Origin of the sequence: Rhizobium sp. R693 (assembly GCF_002211315.1) — a bacterium.
Lineage (GTDB): Bacteria > Pseudomonadota > Alphaproteobacteria > Rhizobiales > Rhizobiaceae > Rhizobium.
Genome location: NZ_LOKY01000003.1, coordinates 186529 through 210716, shown reverse-complemented (window position 1 = coordinate 210716; position 24188 = coordinate 186529). Strand labels below are relative to the sequence as shown.

The 24188-nt window shown below is 59.6% G+C and carries 12 protein-coding genes and 2 pseudogenes; 4 read left to right on the top strand and 10 right to left on the bottom strand.

Annotated features, from left to right (window positions below):
- Positions 1-5 precede the first annotated feature (5 nt).
- From ATY79_RS05110 to ATY79_RS05080, 6 genes are all read right to left on the bottom strand, one after another.
- On the bottom strand, positions 6-8735 hold the full coding sequence (locus tag ATY79_RS05110; protein WP_245312315.1) for a hemagglutinin repeat-containing protein: 8730 nt from the start codon (positions 8733-8735) through the stop codon (positions 6-8).
- 70 nt (positions 8736-8805) lie between these two features.
- A complete protein-coding gene (locus tag ATY79_RS05100; protein WP_088703161.1) occupies positions 8806-9360 on the bottom strand; it encodes a hypothetical protein in 555 nt (184 codons plus the stop codon).
- Positions 9361-9416: 56 nt separating this feature from the next.
- Complete coding sequence (locus tag ATY79_RS05095) at positions 9417-11108, bottom strand: ShlB/FhaC/HecB family hemolysin secretion/activation protein (protein WP_088703160.1); 1692 nt, start codon at positions 11106-11108, stop codon at positions 9417-9419.
- 42 nt (positions 11109-11150) lie between these two features.
- Positions 11151-11657, bottom strand: coding sequence for an invasion associated locus B family protein (locus ATY79_RS05090; RefSeq protein WP_245312314.1), 507 nt, complete (start codon positions 11655-11657; stop codon positions 11151-11153).
- A gap of 469 nt (positions 11658-12126) precedes the next feature.
- Positions 12127-12537, bottom strand: coding sequence for a helix-turn-helix transcriptional regulator (locus tag ATY79_RS05085; protein ID WP_088703175.1), 411 nt, complete (start codon positions 12535-12537; stop codon positions 12127-12129).
- A gap of 685 nt (positions 12538-13222) precedes the next feature.
- Positions 13223-13603 carry a hypothetical protein gene (locus ATY79_RS05080; protein ID WP_088703158.1) on the bottom strand — a complete coding sequence of 127 codons (381 nt, stop codon included), beginning with the start codon at positions 13601-13603 and terminating at the stop codon, positions 13223-13225.
- Between the two features lie 152 nt (positions 13604-13755).
- Between ATY79_RS05080 and dcm the strand changes: the two genes are divergently transcribed.
- On the top strand, positions 13756-15696 hold the full coding sequence (gene dcm / locus ATY79_RS05075; protein WP_088703157.1) for a DNA (cytosine-5-)-methyltransferase: 1941 nt from the start codon (positions 13756-13758) through the stop codon (positions 15694-15696).
- Between the two features lie 244 nt (positions 15697-15940).
- Here the strand turns inward: dcm and ATY79_RS05070 are convergent, their stop codons facing one another.
- Positions 15941-16714: a hypothetical protein gene (locus tag ATY79_RS05070; RefSeq protein ID WP_141105694.1), complete on the bottom strand. Its 774-nt coding sequence runs from the start codon at positions 16712-16714 to the stop codon at positions 15941-15943.
- A 640-nt stretch (positions 16715-17354) separates the two neighbouring features.
- Here ATY79_RS05070 and ATY79_RS05065 point away from each other — a divergent pair.
- From ATY79_RS05065 to ATY79_RS05055, 3 genes and pseudogenes are all read left to right on the top strand, one after another.
- Positions 17355-17753, top strand: a pseudogene (locus tag ATY79_RS05065) (flagellin); the annotation flags it as partial.
- Positions 17754-17828: 75 nt separating this feature from the next.
- Positions 17829-19631: a TniQ family protein gene (locus tag ATY79_RS05060; protein WP_088703154.1), complete on the top strand. Its 1803-nt coding sequence runs from the start codon at positions 17829-17831 to the stop codon at positions 19629-19631.
- Positions 19632-19838: 207 nt separating this feature from the next.
- Positions 19839-20764 (top strand): annotated as a pseudogene (locus ATY79_RS05055) (AEC family transporter).
- On the opposite strand, the gene ATY79_RS05050 reads toward ATY79_RS05055, so the two are convergent.
- Genes ATY79_RS05050 through ATY79_RS05040 form a run of 3 tightly spaced genes read right to left on the bottom strand, consistent with a single transcriptional unit; the run spans position 20744 to position 24186 of the window.
- The gene (locus ATY79_RS05050) at positions 20744-21955 is read right to left on the bottom strand and encodes a UbiH/UbiF family hydroxylase (protein ID WP_088694933.1); all 1212 of its coding nucleotides are present in this window, start codon (positions 21953-21955) and stop codon (positions 20744-20746) included. The pseudogene ATY79_RS05055 and the gene ATY79_RS05050 overlap by 21 nt on opposite strands.
- Positions 21956-21992: 37 nt before the next feature.
- A complete protein-coding gene (locus tag ATY79_RS05045; protein WP_088694932.1) occupies positions 21993-22505 on the bottom strand; it encodes a DUF934 domain-containing protein in 513 nt (170 codons plus the stop codon).
- Positions 22506-22515: 10 nt separating this feature from the next.
- Complete coding sequence (locus ATY79_RS05040) at positions 22516-24186, bottom strand: nitrite/sulfite reductase (protein ID WP_088694931.1); 1671 nt, start codon at positions 24184-24186, stop codon at positions 22516-22518.
- Positions 24187-24188 lie beyond the last annotated feature (2 nt).

Sequence of the window (24188 nt, the reverse complement as noted above, 5' to 3'; positions counted from 1 at the left end):
TGTAGTTATCCTCGGAGATAAACGCCGTCAGAGTTAAGTGTCCCAATGCGACCGCCCGAGCGATCTAGCAGCTTCCACGCACTGCCGCCGTGTGAATTGACGCCAGCCCTGTCCTTGACAATTTGGTATCCAGATTTCGGATCGACGTATCTCGTTTCACCCTCCACCTTAACGCGCTGACTAAACGCATCTAGGTCAATTTTGTCTCCCTTCTGTAGGGTATCATTCGGTCTTTTGTATTGATTATTATCATCATCGTCGGGGTCCGGAGATCCTGAAGATACATCTGAGGTAGTGGGAGAATTGGAGCTAGTGTCGCCTGTCCCACTCTTTTTGTTATAGACAACGCGAACTCCGCTTTCGCTCGAAATCTGCTGAGCCATGCTGTCGAGCAAGAAATCGGACATCGCGGTGCCAAGCGCGGTCCCAGACAGGATTTCGTATCCATCCTCCGTTGCGCGCATCAGCAACGAAACCTTATTCCCGTTCGGCAGGGTTATATGTGCTGTTCGCGAAAAAGAATCGCCGTATCCGGTAAGATGGATGACCGTGCCATCGTCCAGTGTCTTCGTTTGATCGATGGCGCCGCCGGTGGCCGAAGTGGATGCCAGCAGGAAGCCGCCCGTCAAGAGGCCGGCAACAACAGTTCCGCCAAGCGTTGCGTCTCCAATTACCAAGTTGGCCGCATTTTTGAAAAGCTGCAGGCAGTCCAACGCTGCGGTTGGAGTGATCCAGTATTTCTTGCCTCCAATAGAAAGAGCGCAACTGGCAGCCTCGGCGTGAGCGGGGGTGATCAGCCAGTCGAAGAAATGGAACTCGTTCTCGCTGTGATTTTGTCCGCATTGGGCAAGCTGCGCCAGCACTTCGGGATCATTTGCGTAAGGAGCCAGCGCCACCGCAGTTTCTGGTGACAGGACGCCGGCGGCCGTCATCTTGTCGAAGGCCTCGCCGAGCGCCTGTGTGATCGTTTTGCCCGCCTCGACCGCCGCCTTCAAACTGTTACTGGACAGGTACACGTCGAGATCGACATGCTTGTCCTTGGTGATCTCGTAGGCCTTGTCGGGATCGCGGTTGAGCTCGTCGAGCGGGCGCGTGGACCTGCCGTCCTGTTCGAGAGCCGCTTGCTGCTGGTCGTCGCGAATGACGATGTCGCCTGGCCCGACGGTGGCGCGAACCGTCTGGCGCGTGTCGTCGAGCTGATAGGAACCCTCCAGTGTGTGGTTGGTGGTGGAGTTGCCGTTCTCGTCCTTGCCACTGGAAAGATCGATGCCGAGATCGACGCTGAAGCCCTCGTAGCCCTTCCGGCCATCGAAGTTGTCATAGGTCAGCGTGCCGGTATCGAGTATGAGGTCGCCGGATTCGGAGATGATCTTTCCGGCACCCAGATGGGTATTGCCGCCGACCGTGACGTCCATCGTCCCCGTGGAGACGAGGCCCGACTGCTCGGTGATCCAGTTCGTCTGACCCGAGCCGCTGCCGCCACCGATCTGCACGCCGGAAAGAAGCTGCCCGCCGCCCAGGCTGAAGCCGCCGGAAGCGGAGTGGTTGGAACTTGCCCCGGTGTCGGGAACGGAGAGGATGGTCAGATCGCCACCGACATTGGCTGTCACCGTGTCGCCGGAAACCACCGCGCCCGCGAGACGGGTATCGTTTCCTGACTCCATGGTAATGTCACCGGTGCCGTTGACGTGAGTATTGACCTGAGTCGTCCCGTTGGCGTTGGACTTGCCAGCCGACGCGTTCGCGCTACCCGTCAGTCCGCCGCTGACCCCACCGTAGATGTTGACGCCGGCGGAAACGCCGAAGCTTGCTCCTGCTGACGCGCTGCTCGTCGATGAGCTGTTGGTCGCCTCAGCACTTTCGAGAATGATGTCCTTGCCAGCCTTGAGCGTAATATCACCGGCTTTCTCATTGTCGGAGATGACGACCTCGCCATCGGCATCGTAGCCGGCAGCGATCTGCGCTCCATGACTGGTTAGATCCCCGGAGACTGCCTCGATCGTGACCGACTGCCCTGCCCTTATGTCCGTCAAGACCGGAACGGATGATTGAGCTGCTTCCTTTTCCTTCTGATAGGTAAAGCCGACCGTCAGCGATGCCGACGCAACATTGCCGCCCTTGGCAATCTTGTCGAGCGCGTCATAGGCCTTGAGCGAGGCGAAGGCCGCGTTCGCAGCGGAATAGCCATCGGAGATGTTCGTAATCTTCTGCGCCGCGCCGCTCACGCTGTCAGCCGCGCTCACCAGGGAGGTCGACACCGACAGGCTGATGCCTGCGAAGAACTCCTCGTGCAGGTGCTCGTAGTTAGACTTGTCCTGGGCCGAGAGGAGATTGACATCGCGCTCTGCCTGGATCGCCACGTCGCGTTCAGCCTCGACCTTGGCGGCCTGCAGATTGGCGTCACGTCCTGCCGAGATGGTCAGGTCGCGACCAGCGGACAGCGCCGAAGTGGCGTTGGTCTCGGCCGACTGCGCGGTCTTGTCGACCGACTTGCCATAACCGATGCCGATCGAGGCGCCGCCATCGCCGGAACTGTAGGCGATGCCGAAGCCGGAGCGCTTCTCCTGCTCGGAGGCGAAGCTGTTTTCCGCACCGGGCGTGATGTTGACATCGCGGGCGGCATCAAGCGTCATGTCCTGCCCGGCCTTGATGCTGGAACCGATCACATTGACGTCGTTCTCGCGCGCCTTCAGCGTGACGTCGGTGCCGGCCGATAATGCCGAGGCGACGTTGAGTTCGGAGACCTGGTTCTTGTCCTTCTGCTCCTTGCCCCAGAGCGAGATGAAGCCATCGCCGGAACCGGCAAACAGACCGGACTTCTTGCTTTTGCTTTCCAGCTTGTGCTGCTCCTCGGCACCGATGACGGACACGCTATCGCCTTCGACGCCCAGGCTGCCACCTGCCGTCACCTTCGAGCCCGCGATGACGGCATTGCCGTCGGCATTCAGGGTGACATTGCCGGACGCTCCGAGCTCCGAGGCGACAGTCGTCTCGTCATAGGTCTCACGGTGCGAGCTCTTCTTGGAAAGAAAGCCCTTTCGCTTCGAGTCGACCTCAGTTGCCGTGGTGTCCGTGCCGGACGCGATCAAGAGATCGCCCCCTGCTTTCATGGTCAGGTCGGCACTATGCCCATCACTACCCGCTTGAAGCTTCGAGGCCGAGACCAGGGTGTCGCCGCCCGAGGTCGTCGAGACGCCGTCACCGCCCAATATGGAGGAGCCGACTGTCGTCTCGGTTTCGAAATGGCCGTGGTTCTTCGTGCGTCCCGATTTCCAGGACGCATCACGCGTGGTGCTGTTTTCGACCTCCGCAATGGTGATGTCGTCGGAAGCATTCAGCTCGACCTTGCCGCCAGCAGAGATGCTGCTGCCAATAATGCTGAGATCATGGTCGCCAGCGCCAGAGCCGGAACCCGCTGTAACCGACACCGATCCGCCGGCTTGGATTTCCGATCCGGTATGGGTTGTCGCCGTCGCCGTATTCTTGCCAAAGCTGCTGTCGGAGCGTTCCTGGGTGGCGACGATGCTGACATCATCGCCAGCTTCAAGCTTGGCACTGCCCACAGCCTTCAGCGAGGAACCGGCGACAAGGATGTCATCACCAGCTTTAATTGTCGCATCGGTGCCGGCAGAGAGCTGCGACTGCTGCTGGTCCGTCGACACGGTGGTCGTATAGCCGTCGCTGGTCTTGTGGGCGACACCAGCGGAAACGACATTGACGGACCCCTTGTCGGCGGTGACGCTGAGCGCCTTACCGGCCTTTGCCGCACTGCCGATGACGTTGACATTGTCATCGGCCGATATCGTCAGGTTGCCACCGGATGAAACCGAACTCCCCGTGGCATTTTCCTGGCCGCCATTCTCAGCCTTGGCGACATCCAGGGTGACGGTCTGGCCTGACAGCGTCGTGTTGGCGCCAGCCGAGACGCTGGCGCCTTTCAATGTCAGATCCGAGTCGGCCGACAGGTTTGCGTCGCCACCAGCCTGAACGGACGCAGCGGGAACGACAAGTGTCTGGCCGCCGAGATTGACCGACTGGGCGCTGAGCGTCAGCGTACCGGTCGAGGCAAGCGTGACGTTGCCGCCAGCTTTGAAGCTGCCGCCATTGGCGGCAATCGAGGTGCCGGAAACGGACAGATTGTTTTTGGCCAGCATCGTGCCGGAGTTGTTGATGGAGCCGCCGTTGATGGTGACGCTGTCGCCTGCCATCAGCGCGCCGGAGGCGGTAAGCTTGGCCATCTCGGTGCTCGGGATATAGACGACCGGCACCAGCACCTCGATGCCGTTGACGACTTTCTTCTCGTACCAGACGAGCGGTTCGGTCAGAGCTGCGACCTGCTCGGGCGACAGAACCTGACCCATGGCGAGCTTATGGCTTTTGGCAAAGGCGACGCCCTGGTCGAGGAGTTCCTTGACCTGCTCTACGGCGTCGCTGCCCGGAATGAAGGAGTGTGAGCCGAGACCCTGACCGGCGAGCTGGCGCAGTTGCTGGTCGATGAACTGGTTCTCGAAGTAGGCGTCGCCGAGAAAGGGAACGTCACGGTCAGGCTTGTAACCGATATTGTTTGCGAAATACCCCGAACCGTAGAACGTGCCGATGTCGAGGTAGGCCGCGCGCGTCTCATAGAGGAAAGACAGACCGGGCACGTCGCCATCAAAGCCACCCGACTTTGGATTGGGTAATCCACTCGGAAGCGCGGCCGTCAGTGCCGCCCTCGTGGTCACCGCGGCATTGCCTGATATGCCTGAGATTGCGGCATTGACGGTAAAGAGCGCCGATCCTGACGTCATCGACGCAAGGACGGACGTCGGGTCGGCCAATCCAGCCGGTCTCGCGACACTGGTCGCCTCTGCGGTGGAGGCGGCGCCGATATTGTCGAGATCGACACGAGAGGTGTCGAGGGCGCCACCGGCCCTGATGATCGCCGACGCTCCTCCAATCGATTCCACCTTGCTGACGATCGCGGTGCCGTTGGCGATGTCCTTCGATGGATTGCGATTGCCGGCAGCGTCATAGGCCTGGCAGCCGCCCTGCGCGTTGCAGGTCGTCGTCGTCGTGCGGTTGAGCGACATGCCCTTGTTGGTGAGCTTGTCGCCCTTGAACGTGGCGTTGCCTTCCGCTTCGATGGTGCTGTATTCGTTGGTCGCCGTGGTTGCGTCGACGGTAAGATTGCCGCCGGCGTGGATCAGCGCCTCGGGCGTCAGTGCGCTGGTCAATCGATCCTCGTAGACCGACTGGATGAGGTTGGCGCTATAGTCCCAGGTGTATGTGGTACTGTAGTCCGCTACCCCTCCATGCACGACCTGGTCGACAATGAAATATCGTGACGGATTGTTCGGATCGAGGATCGGGTTGCCGTTCGCATCTTTCGGAACCCGGTCCTTGATCCAGTTGAAGATCGGGCCGACGGCCGTCGGTCCGTTGCCGCTGATCCAGGTCCAGGCATGGTAGCTCGTGCCGTCGCCGAGTGTGGCGACCGACCAGAGAAGCGGCTGGTATTCGGAAAACTGCGGCGCGTCCATGCCCGGATACAGTTGGAACATGTTCTGTTCCTCCGATTCCATGTAGGCAAACGGCAGGCCGGCAGCAGCAGGATTGAGGGTGAAGCCGGTGGCGAGCCCGGAGGAGACGAGCACATTGGTCCAGGTCGGCGTTGTCAGGCGACGGTTGGTCAGGCTGTCGGTCAGGATCGACAGATCGCCGTCCGCCCGGATCATCCCGGAGATATTGGTGAGCGCGTGGTTGCGCTGGCTGGCGGTTGCGCCCGCGATGGCAAGATCATCACCGACGATAATGGCGCCCTGGTTGTTGGTGAGGCTGCCGGCGACAAGCAGGTTGGCGTCCCCGCCGGCATAGATCAGGCCAGTTGGGCCATTGGTGAGATTGCCGGTGACCTTGACGTTGAGATCGTTTTTGGCGGCGATCTGCCCGGCATTGCTAAAGTCTGCGAGCGTCAAGTTCAGATTGTGCCCAGCCAGCAGCGCCGTCGAACCTGATGTCGTCACGCTCGAGGCTTCAATCGACAGGTCACCCGTGCCGCCTGATGTCGTCACCGTGTTGATCTTCGCACCGGTGACATTGGCAGTACCCGACAGTTTGGCGTCGAGGCCACCGAAGGTCAGCGTGCTGCCGGAGAAGTTGGCGGTGTCGGCATTGACGGTCAGCGTTCCCGATGTCGCCAGGCCGCTCTTCCCATTGCTGAGATCGAATGTGTGGGCGCTGACGGTAATGTCGCCTGCCGCTCGCGTCGTCTTGTCGAGACTGATCGTTCCACTCGTTGCCGACAGCGATGCATCGGCATTGCTCTGCAGGCTCTGGTAGGACAGATTCTGACTGGCCTTTGCCGTCAGGTCACCAGCACTGATCAGATAGTTGCTGGCGACGGAGCCCTGGGTTGCCTCGACCGACAAGGTGCCGTCGAGGCCGAGGACGACGTTGCCTGAGGCGGCGGCGCTTGTGCCCGCGAAATCAACGCCGGAGATCAGCGTATCGATGTTGACGCTGTCGGCCTTCAGCTTGACGGACGAGCCAGAGAGCGACTGCCCGGAGAGTGTGATGGCATCGCCAGCGTCAAGGGTAAGTGCCTTGTGGCTGACCGCGTTGCCGGTGATGCTGCCGGCCGCAGTCGCAGTCAGCTTGCCAGCCGACAGCATCGTTGCAATGGCGATGTCATCGGACGAAGCGGTTAGCGTCATGTCACCAGCACTGCCGAGGACGACGTCGCCGGAGGTTGACGTGGCAGTCGCATCAAAGTCGACACCCGAGGCGACGGCCCCGGCGCGAATGCCGGCACCGGCGATTGTCACGTCGGAACCGCCAAGGATCTGGCCGCTGACATTCACGCCGGTGTTGAGCGCAATGCGTTGACGACCGCTGATCGATTGGCCGCGTAGCATGTCTGCGGCAATATCGATGCCTCCGGCCGAAAGCACGCTGGCGACATCAATATCGCGGGTGGCCGTCAGCCTGATATCGCCGGCTGCGGTGAGGACGATGTTATGAGAAGCCGACTGGGCGCTCGCCGCAAAGTCGACGCCGGAGACGATCGCGCCTGCCTTGATCGCGTTGCCTGCCACCGAGATGTCGGAGCCGCCGAGAACCTGGCCGCTGACATCGAGATCACCGTGGAGGTCGATCACGCCGCGGCTGGTGATCGATCCGGCCTGGACAAGGTTCGCCGTTGCCTGGGTCTTTCCGGCTGAGGCAAGCGAGGTGGCTGCGACTGCCCCGGAGCGGGCGACCAGGTTGAGATCACCGGCGCCAGCGAAGACGACCACTCCTCCCGGTGATGCGGCCGTGGCAGCGATATCGACGCCGGATGTGACTGCGCGGGCACTCACCGAGGATGCATCGGCCGTAATGTTGCCGGCTGCTGTGACATTGCCTGCGACCGTCAGATTGCTGCCCGCCGTCAGGCTGATATTGTTGTAGCTGAGGAGCGAATTGGCGGTGATCGCGCCGCTGGTCGCCGATAGTGTCAGCGCGCCGCGGCTTCTCGCATCACCGATCGCGACCGGCCCGGAAGAGCTCGCGAGGTCAATGAGATCTCCGGCATCGAGATTGCCAGTGGAAACGCCGGCGGATGAGATCTGGATGGCGCCAAGCGTCGAGAGGTCACCAGCAACCGACAGCAGTCCACTGCCACCAGCAAGGACGACGTCACCGTCGGCTGCCACCGTCTGCAGCGTGATGCCGCGGTTGGCCTGGACGCTGACACGCGCCTTCGACGTGAGTTTGTTTGCCTGAACACTCGACCCCGATTTTATCGTCACGCCCTGGCTGCCCGACGCATTGCCGATCGAGATCTTGCCGTCGGATGACAGCGACAGTTCCCCGGCGTTGGCCGCCATGTCGCCGCGCATGCGAACGCCGGCGCCCTTCTCGGTGACGACCATCTTGATGCGGCCAGCCTGCATGGCCCCGAGGGCCGATCCATCGATCGCATATTCCGGCGTTCCCGAGGTCGCCTCGAGTGCGGTCGCCTCGCCGGTGGCATAGTTGAACTTCGATGCTCCTGCCGTCAGCCGCAGGTCCTTGCCATAGACGGGACCATCGATCTTCACCGTGCGTGACACGATGTCGAAGAGGTCGACGGCGCCGTCCCCGGCGGCAAGATTGGCACCCTTCGAACCGAAGGTGACATCCCCGCCCCTGACGGTGAAGCCATCAAGCCGTCCATCGGCACCGATATCGGGGACACCTGTGGTCAGCGTGGCGCGCGGTGTGTTGATGAAGCCGCAGCCGTCGCAGGTAATGCCGTTCGGATTCGCGATGATCACATCCGCCCGACCGCCGAACACTTCGGTCGGTCCGTTCAGCGCCGAACGATTGCCGCTCGTGACCTCATTCAAAATGACCGAAGCCGGGCCTGACGTCTTCAGATTGGCGTTGCCGGGGGTGATGCCACCGAGCTTCGAGGTGCCGACCTCGCCGTTGAAGTTGTTGAGGATGAGGCCCTGCGTGCCGACGTTGAAGCTGTTGTATTTGTTGTGCGACAGGCCCTGGCTATTGGGGGTGACGATATCGATCAGAGGCACGCCGTTCGGGGCCGCCCCGACGCCTGGACGATTGATCGCGGCCGCCCCCCCATCCGGTGCGATCTCCTGCGCGCGCAGCAACACAGGCTGCAAGATTAGCAGCGCACTCAGCAACGATGCCAGCGATTGGTTGGCGACTTCGCCAACCCGACCGGTCCAGTTGCCCCGCTTCGAATTTCGCTCGCTTGTCTTGCTCATCGTTTCGTCCATTTCCTGGCGCTCCGATTTTTGGGTGTGTGCCGGCAGCTATGGGAGTTGGTGGGTGCAGCTATTTTTGGGTGAGCCAGGTCTTGACCTTGCGCGTGAAGGATGTGGAAAGGCGCTGGACCAGGACGTCCGGCGCTCCTGCTGTCGTCGCAGCGTTGATTGCGACGGCGACAATCACGCCGTAACCGCTCCCGCGCATGGAGAGATCTTCACCGTGGATATTTTGCGCCTCGGCGATCAATTCCCCGGTCTTGGCGTTCTCAAGACGCACAGTCCCATCGATGAGGCTGTCGTGACCGCCGATGATCCGCGCCTGCTTCGTGCTGACATCGAAGACATGCAGCGTTACAACCAGCCTGCCGGCGGCAGGACCGCCAGGCAGTCCGATCAATTCTTTCGACATCGTCGCGTGTAGGGTTCGCACAGCCTCGGCCACCTGCGGATCGGACTTGCCTGGGAATCCGAAGGTCTTGATATCGGGCGCCATTTCGACGCGGATCTCGCGAACGGACGTCTTCTGTAGAGCGGCAATCAACCGAGGATCGGTCCTTGTCGTTACGCATGACGTGAGCAAAACAAGCAGGACCGGGGCGATGAGAAGCTGAAGAACGCGCATGATAACTCTCTGAGAAGGTTGAGGTAAGAATCTGAATGAGGGCTGACGCATGGGGATCACCAGCGCACCGTCGCGCTGGCGAAAATGAGATTGCCGCGTCCTTCATCGACGCTGCTGGCAAAGGTTTTCGAGTAACCGAAGTCGGCGCTCACGGTTCCGCCGACGAGCTTTGCGCCGACCGTCCAACTGGCGAGATGCCCGCCCTCGATGTCGAAGCGGCGTTGCGAGAAGACCCGCCCGAAATCGAGCCCGAGATAGGGTCTGACTTCACCGAGGATCGCGGCCGCCTGACCGCCTTCGAACGGCGCCGTCCGCCAGGCAACTTCATTGTGGCTGAACAGGCCATTATTGCCGAAGATGACGCTCTGCCTGATGCCGCGAACATTGCTGTAGCCGCCAAGCCCGATCTGCTCCGCCCCGAAGAGGTTGTCCGGTGAATACTGTCCGCTAAGGAGTGTCGTGAGCTCGAAGCGCTCACCTGAAATCTCGAATGGACGCGTACCGCTGACCGTTGCGCCAAACTTCGAAAACCGGGGATCGGCCGTGCCGGCGCCTGGCTCTCCCGCCTCCACCGCGTCGAAGAGATCGAGCCCTTGATCGAGCGTCAGGTCGAAGGCAAAGACGCCGCCGAGCATCTGCCTCGAATGAGAAATCCCGATCGTGCCGACACTGTATCTGCGGCTGCCCACTTCGATGCGGTTGCCGAGCAGGAAGTTGTCGGTCTGCTTGTAGGTAAGGCCGCCCCTGATCGTCGTGATCGAATTCTTGTTTCGGTTGACGACGCGATCGACGCCAAGCCCGAGTTCCGCGGAATCACCTGACGTCTCGATCGGTCCGAAGCTGCCTGGAACGGAACTGTCGTATTCGTACCAGGAGCCATTCGCAGAAAGGGTCCAGTAGCCGTAGGGGATGCTGGCGTTGCCGGAATAGCTGTTGCTGCGACCATCACCGTCGCCGCCCCAAGGATAGTCAGGACCGGAGTGGCCGTAAGACAATCCGAGCTGGTCGTTGAGGCCAAGGAGATCATCGAAGCCGAGCGAGACGTTACTCTGCGAGTAGCCGGTGCTTTCCTGACCGAGATTGTTGTTGGCAAGGGTCAAGTGCCATCGCTTGCCCGGCTTGTTTTCGACATTGAGGATGGAGGTCCCCTGCGTCATGCCCGGAAGCATCGAGGTCTTTGCGTCATTTGACGACAAACGGTTCATCTGGTCGAGCCCCTGCTCGACATCGCGGATGTCGGCGATCTTTGCCTTCATGCCGGGAAAGGCGGTCGCAAGCGCGCCGTTACGCTCGGTCGGTTTGCCGTTCAGGTAGATGTCGGAAATAGTCCCTTCGACGACCGTCAGTTTCAACAGGCGCGTGCCGGCGATGTCCTGCGGCGGCACATAGGCGCGCGAGGTGACGAACCCCTTGTCGAGATAGAGGTTGGTCAGCGCCTTGAGCAATCCGCTGATATCGGCAACGCCCATGCAACGGTCCTGATAAGGCTGCGTCAGACGATCGATCTCCTGAGGAGAAACGTTCGCCGCTCCATCGACGACGACGCGTGAAATGGGAAAGCAGCGACCCGCCGCTTCGCCGACGGGTAAGCCAGGCATCCCCTCTCCGATATCCGGCTCATCGGGTGTTGCCTGCTTCAACCGGTCGAGCCGTTGTGCTTGCGCCTTCTCGTCCTGCCGGCGGGAAAAATCGTCTGCCGGGGACTGCGCCTGTGCGACGCCACCTATGGCAACGGCGAGCACTGCCATCACTGCGGAAAACGCGCGAGCCGACTTCACCTCTCAACCCCGCTACTTCGAAGCCTGGCCTTGAAGGGCAGACAGCGCCGCCTTCAAGCCCTTCAGCGAAAACCGGATTTTGATGTCCTGGCCGTCCATCAGCCGCAGCGAAGCCTCGCCGGTCGTGCCTTTCGAGAGAGCGGCCAACATTGCGGGCTCCAGCGGCAACTCTGCCCAGCATCCCGCCTGATTGCAATTGCGATAGGCGAGCCTGGCGACGGGCTTTCCCTCGGCTGCGATGGAGAGACCTGCCTGCAGCGCCACGTTCAGCGGGAGAAGCGCGGTCAAAATCAGCGACCGCGCGGCCTTCTTGCTACCTTTCGGCGTAGTTTCCGGAACCGGCGCGATGGCAAGCGTCAGCACATTAACGCTCTTTTCCTCCCGCATGACTTGCGCAACCTGCGCGATCTCGCAACTGCGTGATTGCAAGCCGGACGGCGCGCAGCGATAATACCAATCATCGAATTTTTGCACGACCACGGACGTAGCGGCTTCGACAGCGGTTGCGACGGGTGCCACCTGACCCTTGGCGTTGTCTTGACTTATCGATGGCGAAACAATGTTTTGTCCGAAAACAGCAGGCGCTATCCAAATTGCGCAACATGCTGCCCAAGCAAGAACCTTCACTTGAACGAAAGGAAATCTTGCGGACGAAGAATGACGGCGGGACATCGAAAAAATACAACTTCAGCGGATATTTGTTGATAAATCTCCTTTCACGTATTCGCGGAATAAGTCAACGCATGCTTGTATAAAATGGTGAATGATTGTTCATTTTGATACAATCCATTCTAGCAAAGCCCTCGTCCGAGCCCGCTCCCGCGCCCTTATCTTAACGCGCTGCCTGATGGAGCCGATGGTCCGCCCGTCCGATTTTCTTCCGATCTGCCAGCGCGTCTGAGGAGACCACTACGGCTGTCGAGCACGGTGAGGCGTGCCGCAGAGAAAGCGTCCCTAGCGCTTCCGCACCGCCGCTGCTGTTCCGGCGTTACTCGACAGGCTCTCTCGCCAGGGTCTTTACAAGGCTGACGATCTTCCTTCGCAGATTCGCGTCCTCAACCTTCCGGAAGGCATTGACCAGATCGAGCGCTTCGGCCGTGTACAAAAATTGCCGGAAGTGATCGTCGGCGGCTGGAGGCGGTGTATCGGCTTCAGCGCCCTGCCCTTCGTCAAAGAAGAACGCGACGGGAACGCCAAGCATATCGGCGATCCGCTGTAGCCGGCTGGAGCCAACCCGATTTCTCCCCTGCTCGTATTTTTGGACCTGCTGGAACGATACGCCGATCCCATCCGCCAATTCCGTCTGGCTCAATCCCATCAGCTTTCGTTTCAGCCGGATGCGACCGCCGACGCGGACATCGACTGCATCCGGCGTCTTGGGCATGGATTGGTCGAGCATCATTATCCTCAAATAGAATGTGGAGCCGCAAGCCCGGCTGCTGGATGAAAAAGGCAAAATCGTCTGCTCCCGTTCCGAGGCGGCCTGGTCGCAGTGCATCAGGCTCCTAGCGCAACAGCCAATGTCAGGGCAAGATGGATCAATAGCCCCGCAAGCGCGCTCATATTGATGCCATTGGGCGCCATCCACCCTTAGCATTACAATTGGATATTAGACAGTTGAGCTCGTGGAGCGACAGCCGGATGGCGCGCCTCGTGTGGATGACGATGACGAATCCATCGAGAGGCGGTGCAGGGAAGCTCATGTCGAACACGCAGTTGCGCCGGCTAGCCGACCAATCCACGCTGAAGAGACTTCATGATGGAACCAATCAGAATGGCCAAGACAGACGATGGCGCCTGGAGCGCAGACTGCCACACCCGCCAAGGCGAACTGTTCGTCACGACAGGCAACGTTCCGGCGTTGCGAAACCTCTTGGAGAGATGGACTGGAAATCCGAGCTGCAACAAGGATGTCAGACTTCGAAAATTTCGGGACAGGTTGGCGGAAATGCTGGAAATAGAACGGGTTCATGGCGGAAGCTCACTTACAATTTTTCTTGCGACGACTCCCAGAGCCTCCGCGCCGAAGCTGGAGCGCGACAGATTTGAAGCGAGAGTTCGACGGGCATCCGCGCTCATCGAACTTAAGGGGAAGGAATGGTGGGCGTGGGCTCACAGGCCTTGCCTGGGATGAAGCTCGCTTCGACGTCCGCAGCATCTGCGAAAGATCGTACTGGGTATCCCAAGCCTGCAATCATGACTGTTGAGAAGGCGCCTATCCGAAGGATGTTGACTTCGATGGAATTGCCGGCGTGCAAGCGGCCAAGACGGTCCGAAAGGATGGCGTAGAGTTTCTCGGCTTCCTGTTTCAGCAGACGTCGTAGGTTAGCAGCGCCAATCGCGACAAGGACCTCCTCGAGAGTTCCCCTGACAACATCGCCTTCGATCCGGACGAAGAACTCGACCTCGAATTCGATCACGTCATCTGTTTCGACAACGGTTATTACAAATCCAATATTGTGCATGCGGAGCTCCAATTCTCAGGCATCGGTAGCAGTGCATCTGTTTACATTCAGTGAACCGCAGAATCCATTGAGATCGCTCGCATTTTATCGATCCGCTTACCGGCCCTGAAAGATCTGATGCCGTACGAGACGTCCCGAAAGGGGACGCTCTCATGGCGGACGTCGACATCAAGGCAAAGGCGCTCTCGGACGCGAAGAAGCGGATCGTCGACCTTCACGAACAGATGACTGACCGCGTCCTGCAGATGGCCGCCGAAGTCGAAAAGCTGATGGCCGTCGTCTCTCCCTCGGAAGCGCGGTCCTTCTTGAAGGCAAGATGCAATCTCCCCGCAGTCGAGCTTTCGACCTACATAAGATTCGCTGCGACCCTGAAAGGTTCCGAAGACGTCCTTCGCGTGGCGCGGGCTTCCTTCCCTGTGGTGAAGGCTCTCGTCTCGGCCGACGCCGAATCCCGACAGGAAGTCCTAGAGCGGATGCAGATCGGGGCCCAAATCGACACGAAGGACGTCGCCGCCATACGTCGGCGGCTTTCCGATGCCAAGCTGACGGTCGCCGAATCCTTGGCTGTGCGGAATCGCAAGCTCGTGGCGGCGGCAGCACGGATGCAGGTGAAATCCGCGATCGCCGCCTTCGAAGAAAGGGTATCCTCGTTCGTGCACGAGGTCCGGAAGCTGCCGACCGACAGCAATGCGGTGTCGGCCAACCTTCGCGAGCGCGCTGGCCACCTTCTCGGCGAGTTTGAAGTCCTGTTCGGGAAGGAGCACCCTCCCCTTGATAATCGGAAGGAAAATACGTCTGCATATCGGGTGGGCCGCGCCCATCACGCGCTAAAGCTCTTCCGGGACGACAACTTCGAGAACAAGTTCGGCTTCGGTCTGAAGCGCTCCGACATCGGGCCGACGGCGGTCGATGCGTTGCGAGCGTTGACCGGCCGGCCTCAGCCGGTACACGGTCCGGTTCGCTTGCCCAAAGGCATGACGGAGCTTCCGCCGAAGCGGTACCACCTACGGGTTCTAGAGTTGTGCGCCGGCGCTGGTGGCATGGCTCTCGGTTTCGAGCGTGCCGGCTTTCAGCCGGTGGGACTCGTCGAGTTTAACAAGCAGGCTGCGGCGACGCTCAGAAGGAATCGGCCGAACTGGCCGGTCATCGAGGCCGATGTCAGGAAGGTGGACTTCACCAAGTTCAGAGGCAAGGTCGATCTGCTGGCTGGCGGTATTCCGTGCACTCCGTTCTCGACGGCAGGCGAACGCAAGGGCAAGAACGACGAAAACGATCTCCTCCCGGAAGCAGTTCGGGCCGTCAAAGAAGTGGGTCCGAAGGCGTTCATCTTCGAAAACGTCGACGGATTCCTCCACGCGAAACATGCCGACCATGTCGCGGCGGCGCTTCGGCAGTTTTCGAAGGCCGGCTACGAGACCGTCATCGAACGTATCGACACGAGCGACTACGGTCTTGCACAGAACCGGTCGCGTGTACTCATCGTGGGCATTCTGAAGGAAATGTCCGGCTCCTTCCGAATGCCTCCGAGGTTCCCAGAGGTGGCTACCAACATGGGCGACGCCCTTGCCGACCTGATGGGCGCAAACTGCTGGAGCGGCGCCAACGACTGGGTCCGCCGGATGCGAGAGATGGCTATCGTCGACAAGAGCGGAAACCTAGTCCGCACTGGAATCCTCGCCGACACCATCCGCCGCTACAAGGGCAGCGGACTGCCAGGCGAGAAGGCGCGTTGGTTGCGGAATGGCGTCGCGTACGCTCCGATCGCGAAGATGGCACCGACCGATGAGGGCGCCCTGGCGAAGGAGTTCGTCCCCTGCCTGACCAACGAGATGCGCGCCAGACTGCAGGGCTTCCCGCCTGATTGGGAATTCGTCGGCGGCATTCCGACCGTAGCCGATCAGATTGGCAATGCCGTCGCGCCGATTGTCGCGCAGGCCGTCGGGCTGGCGATGTTCTCTGCCTTGCAGGGGATGGAGTTCGATTGGGAAGCGATCCTGACACCATGTCATCGTCGTCAGATCGATCCGCCTCCTCTAGCACCGCATGAATTCTCTATTGCATCGGCGGGCGACGTCGCCGAGCTACAGGCCTGAACGAATCATAGAATGGGTCCCTTCATATTTTGTCCCTAGCTCTTGATCTTGCACCAGGAACGTGGACGCTGAGAATACCGACAACCAATGACGGCGTAGGGTTAGCGCGATTTGAGAGCAGCCACCTCGTCCTCCTTCACCCGAGCAAGAAGGGTGTCGATCTGCTGTGCTGCGTGTCGTCCCTTCTTTTGCAAGCACCGAAATGGCCTCTCCTGATGAGATGTGGTCAGCATGCTCCCGTGATCTATTGAATTGGCGAAACAGAGAGTTCCCAGTCATGCAGAAGGCGTCGCATGATCGAGACGATAGTGGCTTGCATGTACATTCCCCGACCGGGGACGGTCAGATAGACAGCCAAGTGTTTGTCCTTCATGTTCAGATAGCCTTGGCAGAGACGCCGCTCATCTGAGCCGAGGCACGAGAAGAACAAGCTCTGGTCAGGCTCGATACGAAACCAATCCCTCTTTCGATCGGGATGTTCGCTGGATCTGATCAGCGTGAGATCCCCATCCTTGTCCAGCAAGGTGTGCGCTCCGTATTGCCTTAAGGCGTTGTTGATCCGCAGATCCGGGTTGTCGTTCGTTGACGGTGCGTCTTCATAGTAGACTATGTGTTCGGCACTAATGACCCATTCATCCGGACCGGGATTGGAACGGCCTTTCTCAGGCGGATTAAATTCGGGCCGCCAGAACATGTCACGTTCAGGCGCCTTTCCGTCTGGGATCCAAAACTGAACACCTAAGCCCTTGGAATTGATCTTGCATGCAGCCAAATCATGTGCCGGTCGGGGCTGAAGATATTTCCACGGCACGGCAAAACGATAAGGCCCGACGTCGATGCGGAACTTTCTATCCGGATCGAGGGCCTTCCGATCACCCCAATAAATGATGGGGCTCCGGCACGCTGCTTCTTCGCTTGGCAACCCGCCTTGCAGAAGAATCGTTCCCCACATCCATGCGCAAAATGCAAGCGCTGATAGTGTCATCAAACATATCGCCGCCAGTCTTTTCTTGCGCATCGCCAGAAGAACCTTACAAACTATGCAATAGAAACCCAATGCACGAACCGACGTGCGAGTTCATCCAACCGTCAATTCGGTGCAGCCTTCGAAAATCAGCTTTCAATCTTTGTTGCACAATCAATGCGACTGCCTCCTACGGCAAAGTGTACAGGAAATTGCGCTCCGTATCGCATTCCTGAAAATCTACAATCATTGAGAGTATTTCTCAAGCGATGCGGGCGATTGTTCACTACTCAAAAGTTGCACAAATCGCGATTTTTGCGCTTTTCGGATATATTCCCGTCAATATGGATGTTGTGCACCGCGTAGGCGACTCCTGATAGCGTAGCGGGTTGATACCTTGAAGTGACAACATCAGACGTGGGCGAAGAGAGCGTAGCCGATGAAAGTCTCTTGGCAATAATAGCAATGTCATTGGTGCACGGAAGCACGCCGTTGCACGCTCAATTAGATCGAACCATCGGTCCTTCCTCCCGCTTCGCAATTGCGCAGAAGCCTAAAGTTGCAAATAGGGTAGTTTCCCTCATCGGCTTTACCATCTTCGCTAACCAATTTTAACCATGTTGAGGGCGCGGAGTTTCCGCGACCGCGTTCATGACGACGCCACTTTCCAGCAATCGATTTCCAGCGACGGGTCATGACGAGCATATTGACGAATCTTTCCGCCATGTCAGCGCTCCAAGCCTTGCGGTCGGCTTCCGGCAAATTGCAGGAAACGCAAATTCAGGTCAGTTCCGGCCTCCGGATCTCGAAGGCCTCGGACAACGCCGCCTACTGGTCCATCGCCACGACCATGAGGTCCGACCGGCGCGCCGTCGCCGCCGCTAACGACGCGCTGGCCGTCGGGGCCGCCAAGGTTGACACGGCCTACTCGGCGATGACTTCGGTGGTCGACGTCCTCGCCGAGTTCAAGGCCAAGATAGTCGCCGCCAAGGAAAAGGGGATTGACCTCAACAAGGTCCAGGACGAGCTCGACCAGCTCAAGGCGCAGGTCGTCTCGATCTCGCAGTCGGCGAGCTTCAACGGACAAAACTGGCTCAACACCAACGTCGCCGACATCTACGACCCCGACCTGAACAAGGCCAAGGCCGCCAGGAAGAAGGTGAAGTAAATGGAAAATTCATTTCCCATCAAATCCTCCGAAACGCTGCTAGGCTTCGCCTCGCGCTATGCTCGTGAACGCAGCACACGGCTGCCCCAGTTCATGCGCCTTACCGGCATCAAGATCTGGCACTACGCGAGTTTCGAGGGAGCCGTCGCTCGTCTTGCGAAGATGAGTGGCAACGCACCGGAAGACCTCGCCTTCCATGCGTTACGCATGGAGGACGGGTGGCATCACAAGCTGCACGGCGAGTTGATCGACCGTCGCGACTCTGTTCGCGACGCAGCTCGCTACTGCCCGCACTGCGTAGTTGAGGATTACACGCAGGGAGGTCGCCGCCCGTTCTCCAACGTGTTCTGCCGAGCCGCATGGATGCACAGACGCCTCGTGGTGTGCGCCGACCACGCAATTGGCCTGGTCTCCATCTCGCAGAAGTATGCCGGCTATGCCTATGAAGACTTCACAAGCGCGATTATGGACAACTGGAGCGAGGTTCTGGCCGCCGCGGAGTCGGCCATGCCAGTTGAGGTAAGCGGCTATGACCGTTACTTCTGCGACCGCCTCAACGGCGAGCCTGCGTCGAACGAGGTCTTGGATGATCTCCCCTACGATGGCGCTCTCCGCGTCTGCGACATCCTGGGCGCCATGGTATCCGGTGGTGATCGCAAAGCGCTATCGAAGCATTCGTTCGAGGAGCTCCAGAGCATGGCAAAGACCGGTTTCGATCTGCTTGCCGGCGGCTATGACAGTCTTCGCACGTTCCTCGAAAAGTTGGACCTCCGTCGTGTGGGGAGCTATGATAAGTCTGTTGGCAGCAAGCTTTACGGCAAGCTCTACGAATATCTGCATGACAATGCGGAGGTGGCCGGCTTCGCCCCTATCGTGAATTTTGTTCGCGACCATGCTTTCAGCGTCCATCCGCTTGGTCCCGAAAACAAGTTCCTTGGTCGCGGCGGCGTCCGTAAGTTCCACAGCGTCCGTAGCGCTTTCACGGAATATGGCATCCATCCGGCTACCCTGCGCAAGCTTTTGAAGGCAGGGGGCCTTCTGGAGAACGAAACAACCCCGGTCCGCGACCTCAAAGTTTCCATCGAGGTGAGCGTGATGGACGAAATCATCGAGAACTGGAAAGACAGCGTGCCGACGATGTTCGCCCGCGAACGCCTCGACGCCTCTCCTCAGGTAATCCACCAGCTCGTTGCCGCCGGTATTCTCTCGGCCGCGACCGAGAAGTCGAATCATGCCTTGAAGAATCTGCTCTCGCGCAAGCAGATCGAAGGCATTATCGCTAAACTTGAAAGCTTGGCGACGTCGGACGGGGATGCGCCTGGGATGGTGCCGTTAAGAAACTGCGTTCCCTTCATGTCCTTCGCCGATCAGCTTCGCGCGATTCTGGACCGGAAAATCCCGTTGGGTATCTCGAAGTCGGCTGAAGAGCTCACAACGCTTGAACACCTTCGTGTGGATGTCGCTTCCGTGAAGGCGGTCGCTGGCATTGGACTTCCCGCCGGATATGTTAGCGCAGACTTCCTTACTACTCGACTGGTGGTACTGATGAGTACGGTCCACCTCCTGACCCGCGAGGGCGTCTTCGATACCGTCGAATATCGCAGCGGTAATGGTTTCGTCGTCTTGGGGTACTCGGAATTGTCGGTAAAGGCATTCATCAAGCGCCACATCACGTTCCGGAAGTTGGCGCGCGGAGTGGAACACTGGGAGAAAACTGAGAAGCGCTTGGTCAACGTTGTGCCCGCCTATAATTTTGGCCGCACCGAGCGCATTTACCGAAGGGCCGACGTTCTCCGCGGCTAGCGGCTGATCCAACATAACCTGGAGAATTTGAACCCGCTTCGGCGGGTTTTTTTGTGTCTGAAATTTGTATGGGTGAATCCGAACAATGACATTTTTAACGGGACAAGTGTCACCTATTCTGCAATACCGCAGAAAAATAACCCTTTCTCTTCAATGCCGACAAATGGCAAAACTGACATTTGTGGCGAGCCCGAGCAGCTGGCAGCCGTGTCCGATATCGTCAGTCTGCTTCTGCCGTTCTTCGGTCTGATCTTCATTGGCTATATCGCGGGGAAAGTGACGAAGCAGCCGGCAGAGGCGCTCGGCTGGATGAACACCTTCATCATCTATGCAGCCCTGCCCGCGCTCTTCTTCAAACTCGTCTCACGCATGCCCTTCGAGGATCTGACACGCGTCGACTTCATCGCCACCGATCTCGCGGCAACCTATTCGATCTTCATCGTACTGTTTGCGATTCGTCGCTGGATCCGGGGCAACTCGCTCGCTGACTGCACGATTCAGTCCTTTGCCGGCGACGGCGACATCGGCTATATGGGGCCCGGGCTCGCCTTGCTGGCGCTCGGCGAAGGTGCGGCCGGTGGCGCTGATCGTCTGCCTCGAGAATGCGCTGCATTTCATCGTTGCGCCTGCACTCATGGCAGCGGCTGGCGATGACCGCCTAGCGATCGATATTGCTCGGAAAGTGGCTTCCACCCCTTCATACTGTCAACGGCGCTCGGCTTCGTTGCCGCCCGCTTACACATCGATCAGCCGCTCCAATTCCAACGCTTCGTTGACTATCTCGCGCAGGCTGCCGCGCCGTGCGCGTTGTTTGCGATGGGAGTCACGCTGGCGCTTCGACCACTCAAGCGCATACCGGCCGAGATCGGCTACATTGTTCCGGCCAAGCTCATCATCCATCCGATCGTCGTCTATCTCGCGCTGACGACCGTCGGTGGCTTTGATCCGATTTGGATCTACGCGGCGGTGCTGCTCGCAGCCTTGCCAACGGCGACCAATGTCTTCGTCATTGGGCACAATGCGGGGTCTGGCAGGAGCGCGCCTCGGCGACGATCCTGATCACGACGGCGCTTTCCGTCGTGACCGTCTCGGCCGTCCTGATTGCGATCAAATCAGGCTTTCTTCCGGCTTAGCTTCCCCTTGATCGCGCCCGGAATATCCCGGAAGCTGCGTCCGGGTTCGATACCCTCGCGCATGACGATGCTGCGCAGCGGCGGCAGCGCCGACAGGATATGAAGGCCCGCGGCGCGCATCATCTGCACAGGCAGGAAATCGGACAAAAGCGAGCGGTTGAGAAGATCGACGCTTGCCGTGCGTGTCATGATATCGGCGCGGCGCTTGCGATCGAAACGGTCGCCAGCGTCGGCGGCAATCGGTAGTTCGGGCCGTGCGCAGAGAATATCCGAAAGTACCATGACATCACGCAGGCTGAGGTTCAGCCCCTGTGCGCCGATTGGCGGAAAAACGTGCGAAGCCTCGCCGATCAAGGCAACTCGGCCTCTGCCGGAGCGATGGGCCATCATGCCGGAAAGCGGCCACAACTGCACGCCTTCTTCGACGGTCACGTTGCCGAGCAACGACTGCATTCGCTCCTCGACGACATTGCTCAGCTCGGCGAGTGAGAGTTCATTGCGCGCCACCGCATCCGAAGGGTTCTGGACCCATACGAGGCTAGAACGATTGCCCGGAAGCGGCACCTGAGTGAACGGTCCGCTTTCGGTATGAAACTCGGTCGAGACATTCTCATGTGGCAGCGAATGTTCGAAGTTCAACACCATGGCCGATTGCGGATAGGACCAGGTTCTCACATCGATGCCGGCCCTTTCGCGCAGCTTCGACTTGCGCCCGTCAGCGCCAACGGCGAAGGCCGCCGAGAGGACTTCGCCATCGGCGAGCGTGATGGTCACCGATTCCGCGCCGATATCGATCAGGTCGGCAAACGATGTGAAGCGGGTGATATTGCCTTCGGCCGCAATCGCGGCCTCCAACACCTCCATCAGCGCCTTGTTCGGGAAGTTGTAGCCGAAGGCGTCAAGATCGAGTTCGACGGAACGGAAAGTGGTGATCGGCGCTCGCAGCAGGCGATTCGTACCGTCGATAATGCGCATGGTGGAAAGCGGAGCGGCAGCAGGCCGCAGCTTTTCCCACAAGGTCAGCCTGTCGAGGAAACGGATCGACTGATCCATGAGCGCGGTCGTGCGCCGGTCCTGGCTGGATGACGGCGGCGCAACAAGAGCCAAGTTGCGTCCGCCGCGAGCCAAGGCGATAGCGGCGATCATGCCGGCAAGGCCGCCGCCGATCACCACGATTTCAAAAGTCTTCATTGCACCGTTCCGTCAATTCTTGACGGCGATCCGGTGCTTATGCAGCCGGCTTCGCCTGACGGCGCCAACTATAGCCCTTGCCGGCGTCCGCGTCACGCACAGCCGGTTGATAATGATGCGGAATTCCCGGCAGGCGGTGCTCCGTGAGACGCTTTATCGCAGTCTCGTTGGTCACCGCAAAGCTGTCGATGCCGACGCGCTGCATCAGCGGAATCTGGTCGATCAGCACGTCGCCGACGGCGCGCAGTTCGTTGGTGTAGCCAAGGCGGTCACGCAGCAGGGATGCATGGCTGAAGGCTCGGCCGTCGTTGAAGGCCGGGAAGGCAACAGCAACAATCTCCAGGCGGTAGAGGTAGGGCTCAAGCTTGCGAACATCGTCCGCCGGCCTGATCAGCACGCCGAAGCCGATCTCGTTGCTCTCGTCCGCCTTGGCGATCAGTTCGGCCAAGCCAAGAAGGGCCTTCTGCCCCTCGCCTGCCTTTACCTCTTGCGTCTCGATCACCCAGGGATCGTTCTCGACGAAGCCGGTTTCTCTCCAGATCTTGGTCATCGTCCCCTCCTTACGCCGCTTCTGCCGCTGACCCATACAGCGCGTCCTTGAACGGCTGCGGACCAACGCGACGATAGGTTTCGAGGAAGATTTCCGACGGCTCCTTGCGGATTGTCAGATAGGTGTTGACGATCGTTTCGATCGCATCGGTCACCTTGTCCGGCTCGAAGCCGCGACCGATGATCTCGCCGATCGACGTATGCTCGTCGCCCGAACCGCCGAGCGTGATCTGATAGAGCTCAGCGCCCTTCTTTTCCACGCCAAGCAGGCCGATATGGCCGACATGGTGATGGCCGCAGGCATTGATGCAGCCCGAGATCTTGATCTTCAGCTCGCCGATTTCAGCCTGACGATCCGGATCGCCGAAGCGCCTGGAGATTTCCTGCGCAACGGGAATGGAGCGCGCATTCGCGAGCGCGCAATAGTCGAGCCCGGGACAGGCAATGATGTCAGTGATGAGACCGGCATTGGCCTCGGCAAGGCCGATGGCAACCAGGCCGCGGTAAACAGCTTCGAGATCAGCAAGCGCGACATGCGGCAGGATCAGGTTCTGTTCGTGGCTGACGCGGATTTCGTCGAAGGCATATTCCTCGGCGATATCGGCGACGGCATCCATCTGGCTATCGGAAGCATCGCCCGGAATGCCACCGATCGGCTTCAGGGAGATCGTCACCATGCCGTAATCGGGATGCTTGTGCGGCTGCACGTTCTGCTGGACCCACCGGGCGAAAGCCGGGTCGGCCTTCTTCCAGCGCGCGAGGTTTTCCCATCCTTCGGCACGATCGGGCAGAGCCGGCGGCGCGAAATAGGCAGCGATGGCCTCGACGTCTGTCTCCGGCAGCTTCAGTTCGGAATCCTTGAGTTCAACGAACTCTGCCTCGACCTGACGCGTCAGCTCTTCCGTGCCCGTTTCGTGCACGAGGATCTTGATGCGAGCCTTGTACTTGTTGTCGCGACGGCCGTTGAGGTTATAAACGCGGACGATCGCTGTTGTGTAGGACAGCAGGTCCTCTTCCGGCAGGAAGTCGCGGATCAGCTTGGCGATCATCGGCGTGCGACCCTGGCCACCACCGACGTAAACTGCAAAGCCGATCTCCCCCTTTTCGTTCTTCTTCAGATGCAGTCCGATGTCGTGGACCTGGATCGCCGCGCGATCGCGTTCGGCGCCGGTGACGGCGATCTTGAACTTGCGCGGCAGGAACGAGAATTCCGGATGCACGGAGGACCATTGGCGCAGGATCTCGGCGTAAGGACGCGGATCCGCAATTTCGTCGGCCGCAGCACCGGCAAAATGGTCGGCGGTCACGTTGCGAATGCAGTTGCCCGATGTCTGCAGCGCGTGCATTTCGACGGAGGCAAGCTCGGCCAGCGCATCCGGGATCTCGGACAGCTTCGGCCAATTGAACTGCAGGTTCTGCCGGGTCGTGAAATGGCCGTAACCACGGTCATACTTGCGCGCTATATGTGCGAGCATCCGCACCTGGCGTGAGCTCAACGTTCCATAAGGAATCGCGATGCGGAGCATATAGGCGTGAAGCTGCAGATAGACACCGTTCATCAGGCGCAGCGGCTTGAACGCATCCTCGGCGAGTTCACCGGAAAGGCGGCGCTGGACCTGGTCGCGAAACTGCTCGACGCGCTCGGCGACAAAAGCGTGGTCAAATTCGTCGTAACGATACATCT

Bases quoted from the DNA above. Each gene is read 5' to 3' on its own strand.
- ATY79_RS05110 (WP_245312315.1), bottom strand. From the start codon at position 8,735: ATGAGCAAGACAAGCGAGCGAAATTCGAAGCGGGGCAACTGGACCGGT.
- ATY79_RS05100 (WP_088703161.1), bottom strand. From the start codon at position 9,360: ATGCGCGTTCTTCAGCTTCTCATCGCCCCGGTCCTGCTTGTTTTGCTC.
- ATY79_RS05095 (WP_088703160.1), bottom strand. From the start codon at position 11,108: ATGGCAGTGCTCGCCGTTGCCATAGGTGGCGTCGCACAGGCGCAGTCC.
- ATY79_RS05085 (WP_088703175.1), bottom strand. From the start codon at position 12,537: ATGCTCGACCAATCCATGCCCAAGACGCCGGATGCAGTCGATGTCCGC.
- ATY79_RS05080 (WP_088703158.1), bottom strand. From the start codon at position 13,603: ATGCACAATATTGGATTTGTAATAACCGTTGTCGAAACAGATGACGTG.
- dcm (WP_088703157.1), top strand. From the start codon at position 13,756: ATGGCGGACGTCGACATCAAGGCAAAGGCGCTCTCGGACGCGAAGAAG.
- ATY79_RS05070 (WP_141105694.1), bottom strand. From the start codon at position 16,714: ATGCGCAAGAAAAGACTGGCGGCGATATGTTTGATGACACTATCAGCG.
- ATY79_RS05060 (WP_088703154.1), top strand. From the start codon at position 17,829: ATGGAAAATTCATTTCCCATCAAATCCTCCGAAACGCTGCTAGGCTTC.
- ATY79_RS05050 (WP_088694933.1), bottom strand. From the start codon at position 21,955: ATGAAGACTTTTGAAATCGTGGTGATCGGCGGCGGCCTTGCCGGCATG.
- ATY79_RS05045 (WP_088694932.1), bottom strand. From the start codon at position 22,505: ATGACCAAGATCTGGAGAGAAACCGGCTTCGTCGAGAACGATCCCTGG.
- ATY79_RS05040 (WP_088694931.1), bottom strand. From the start codon at position 24,186: ATGTATCGTTACGACGAATTTGACCACGCTTTTGTCGCCGAGCGCGTC.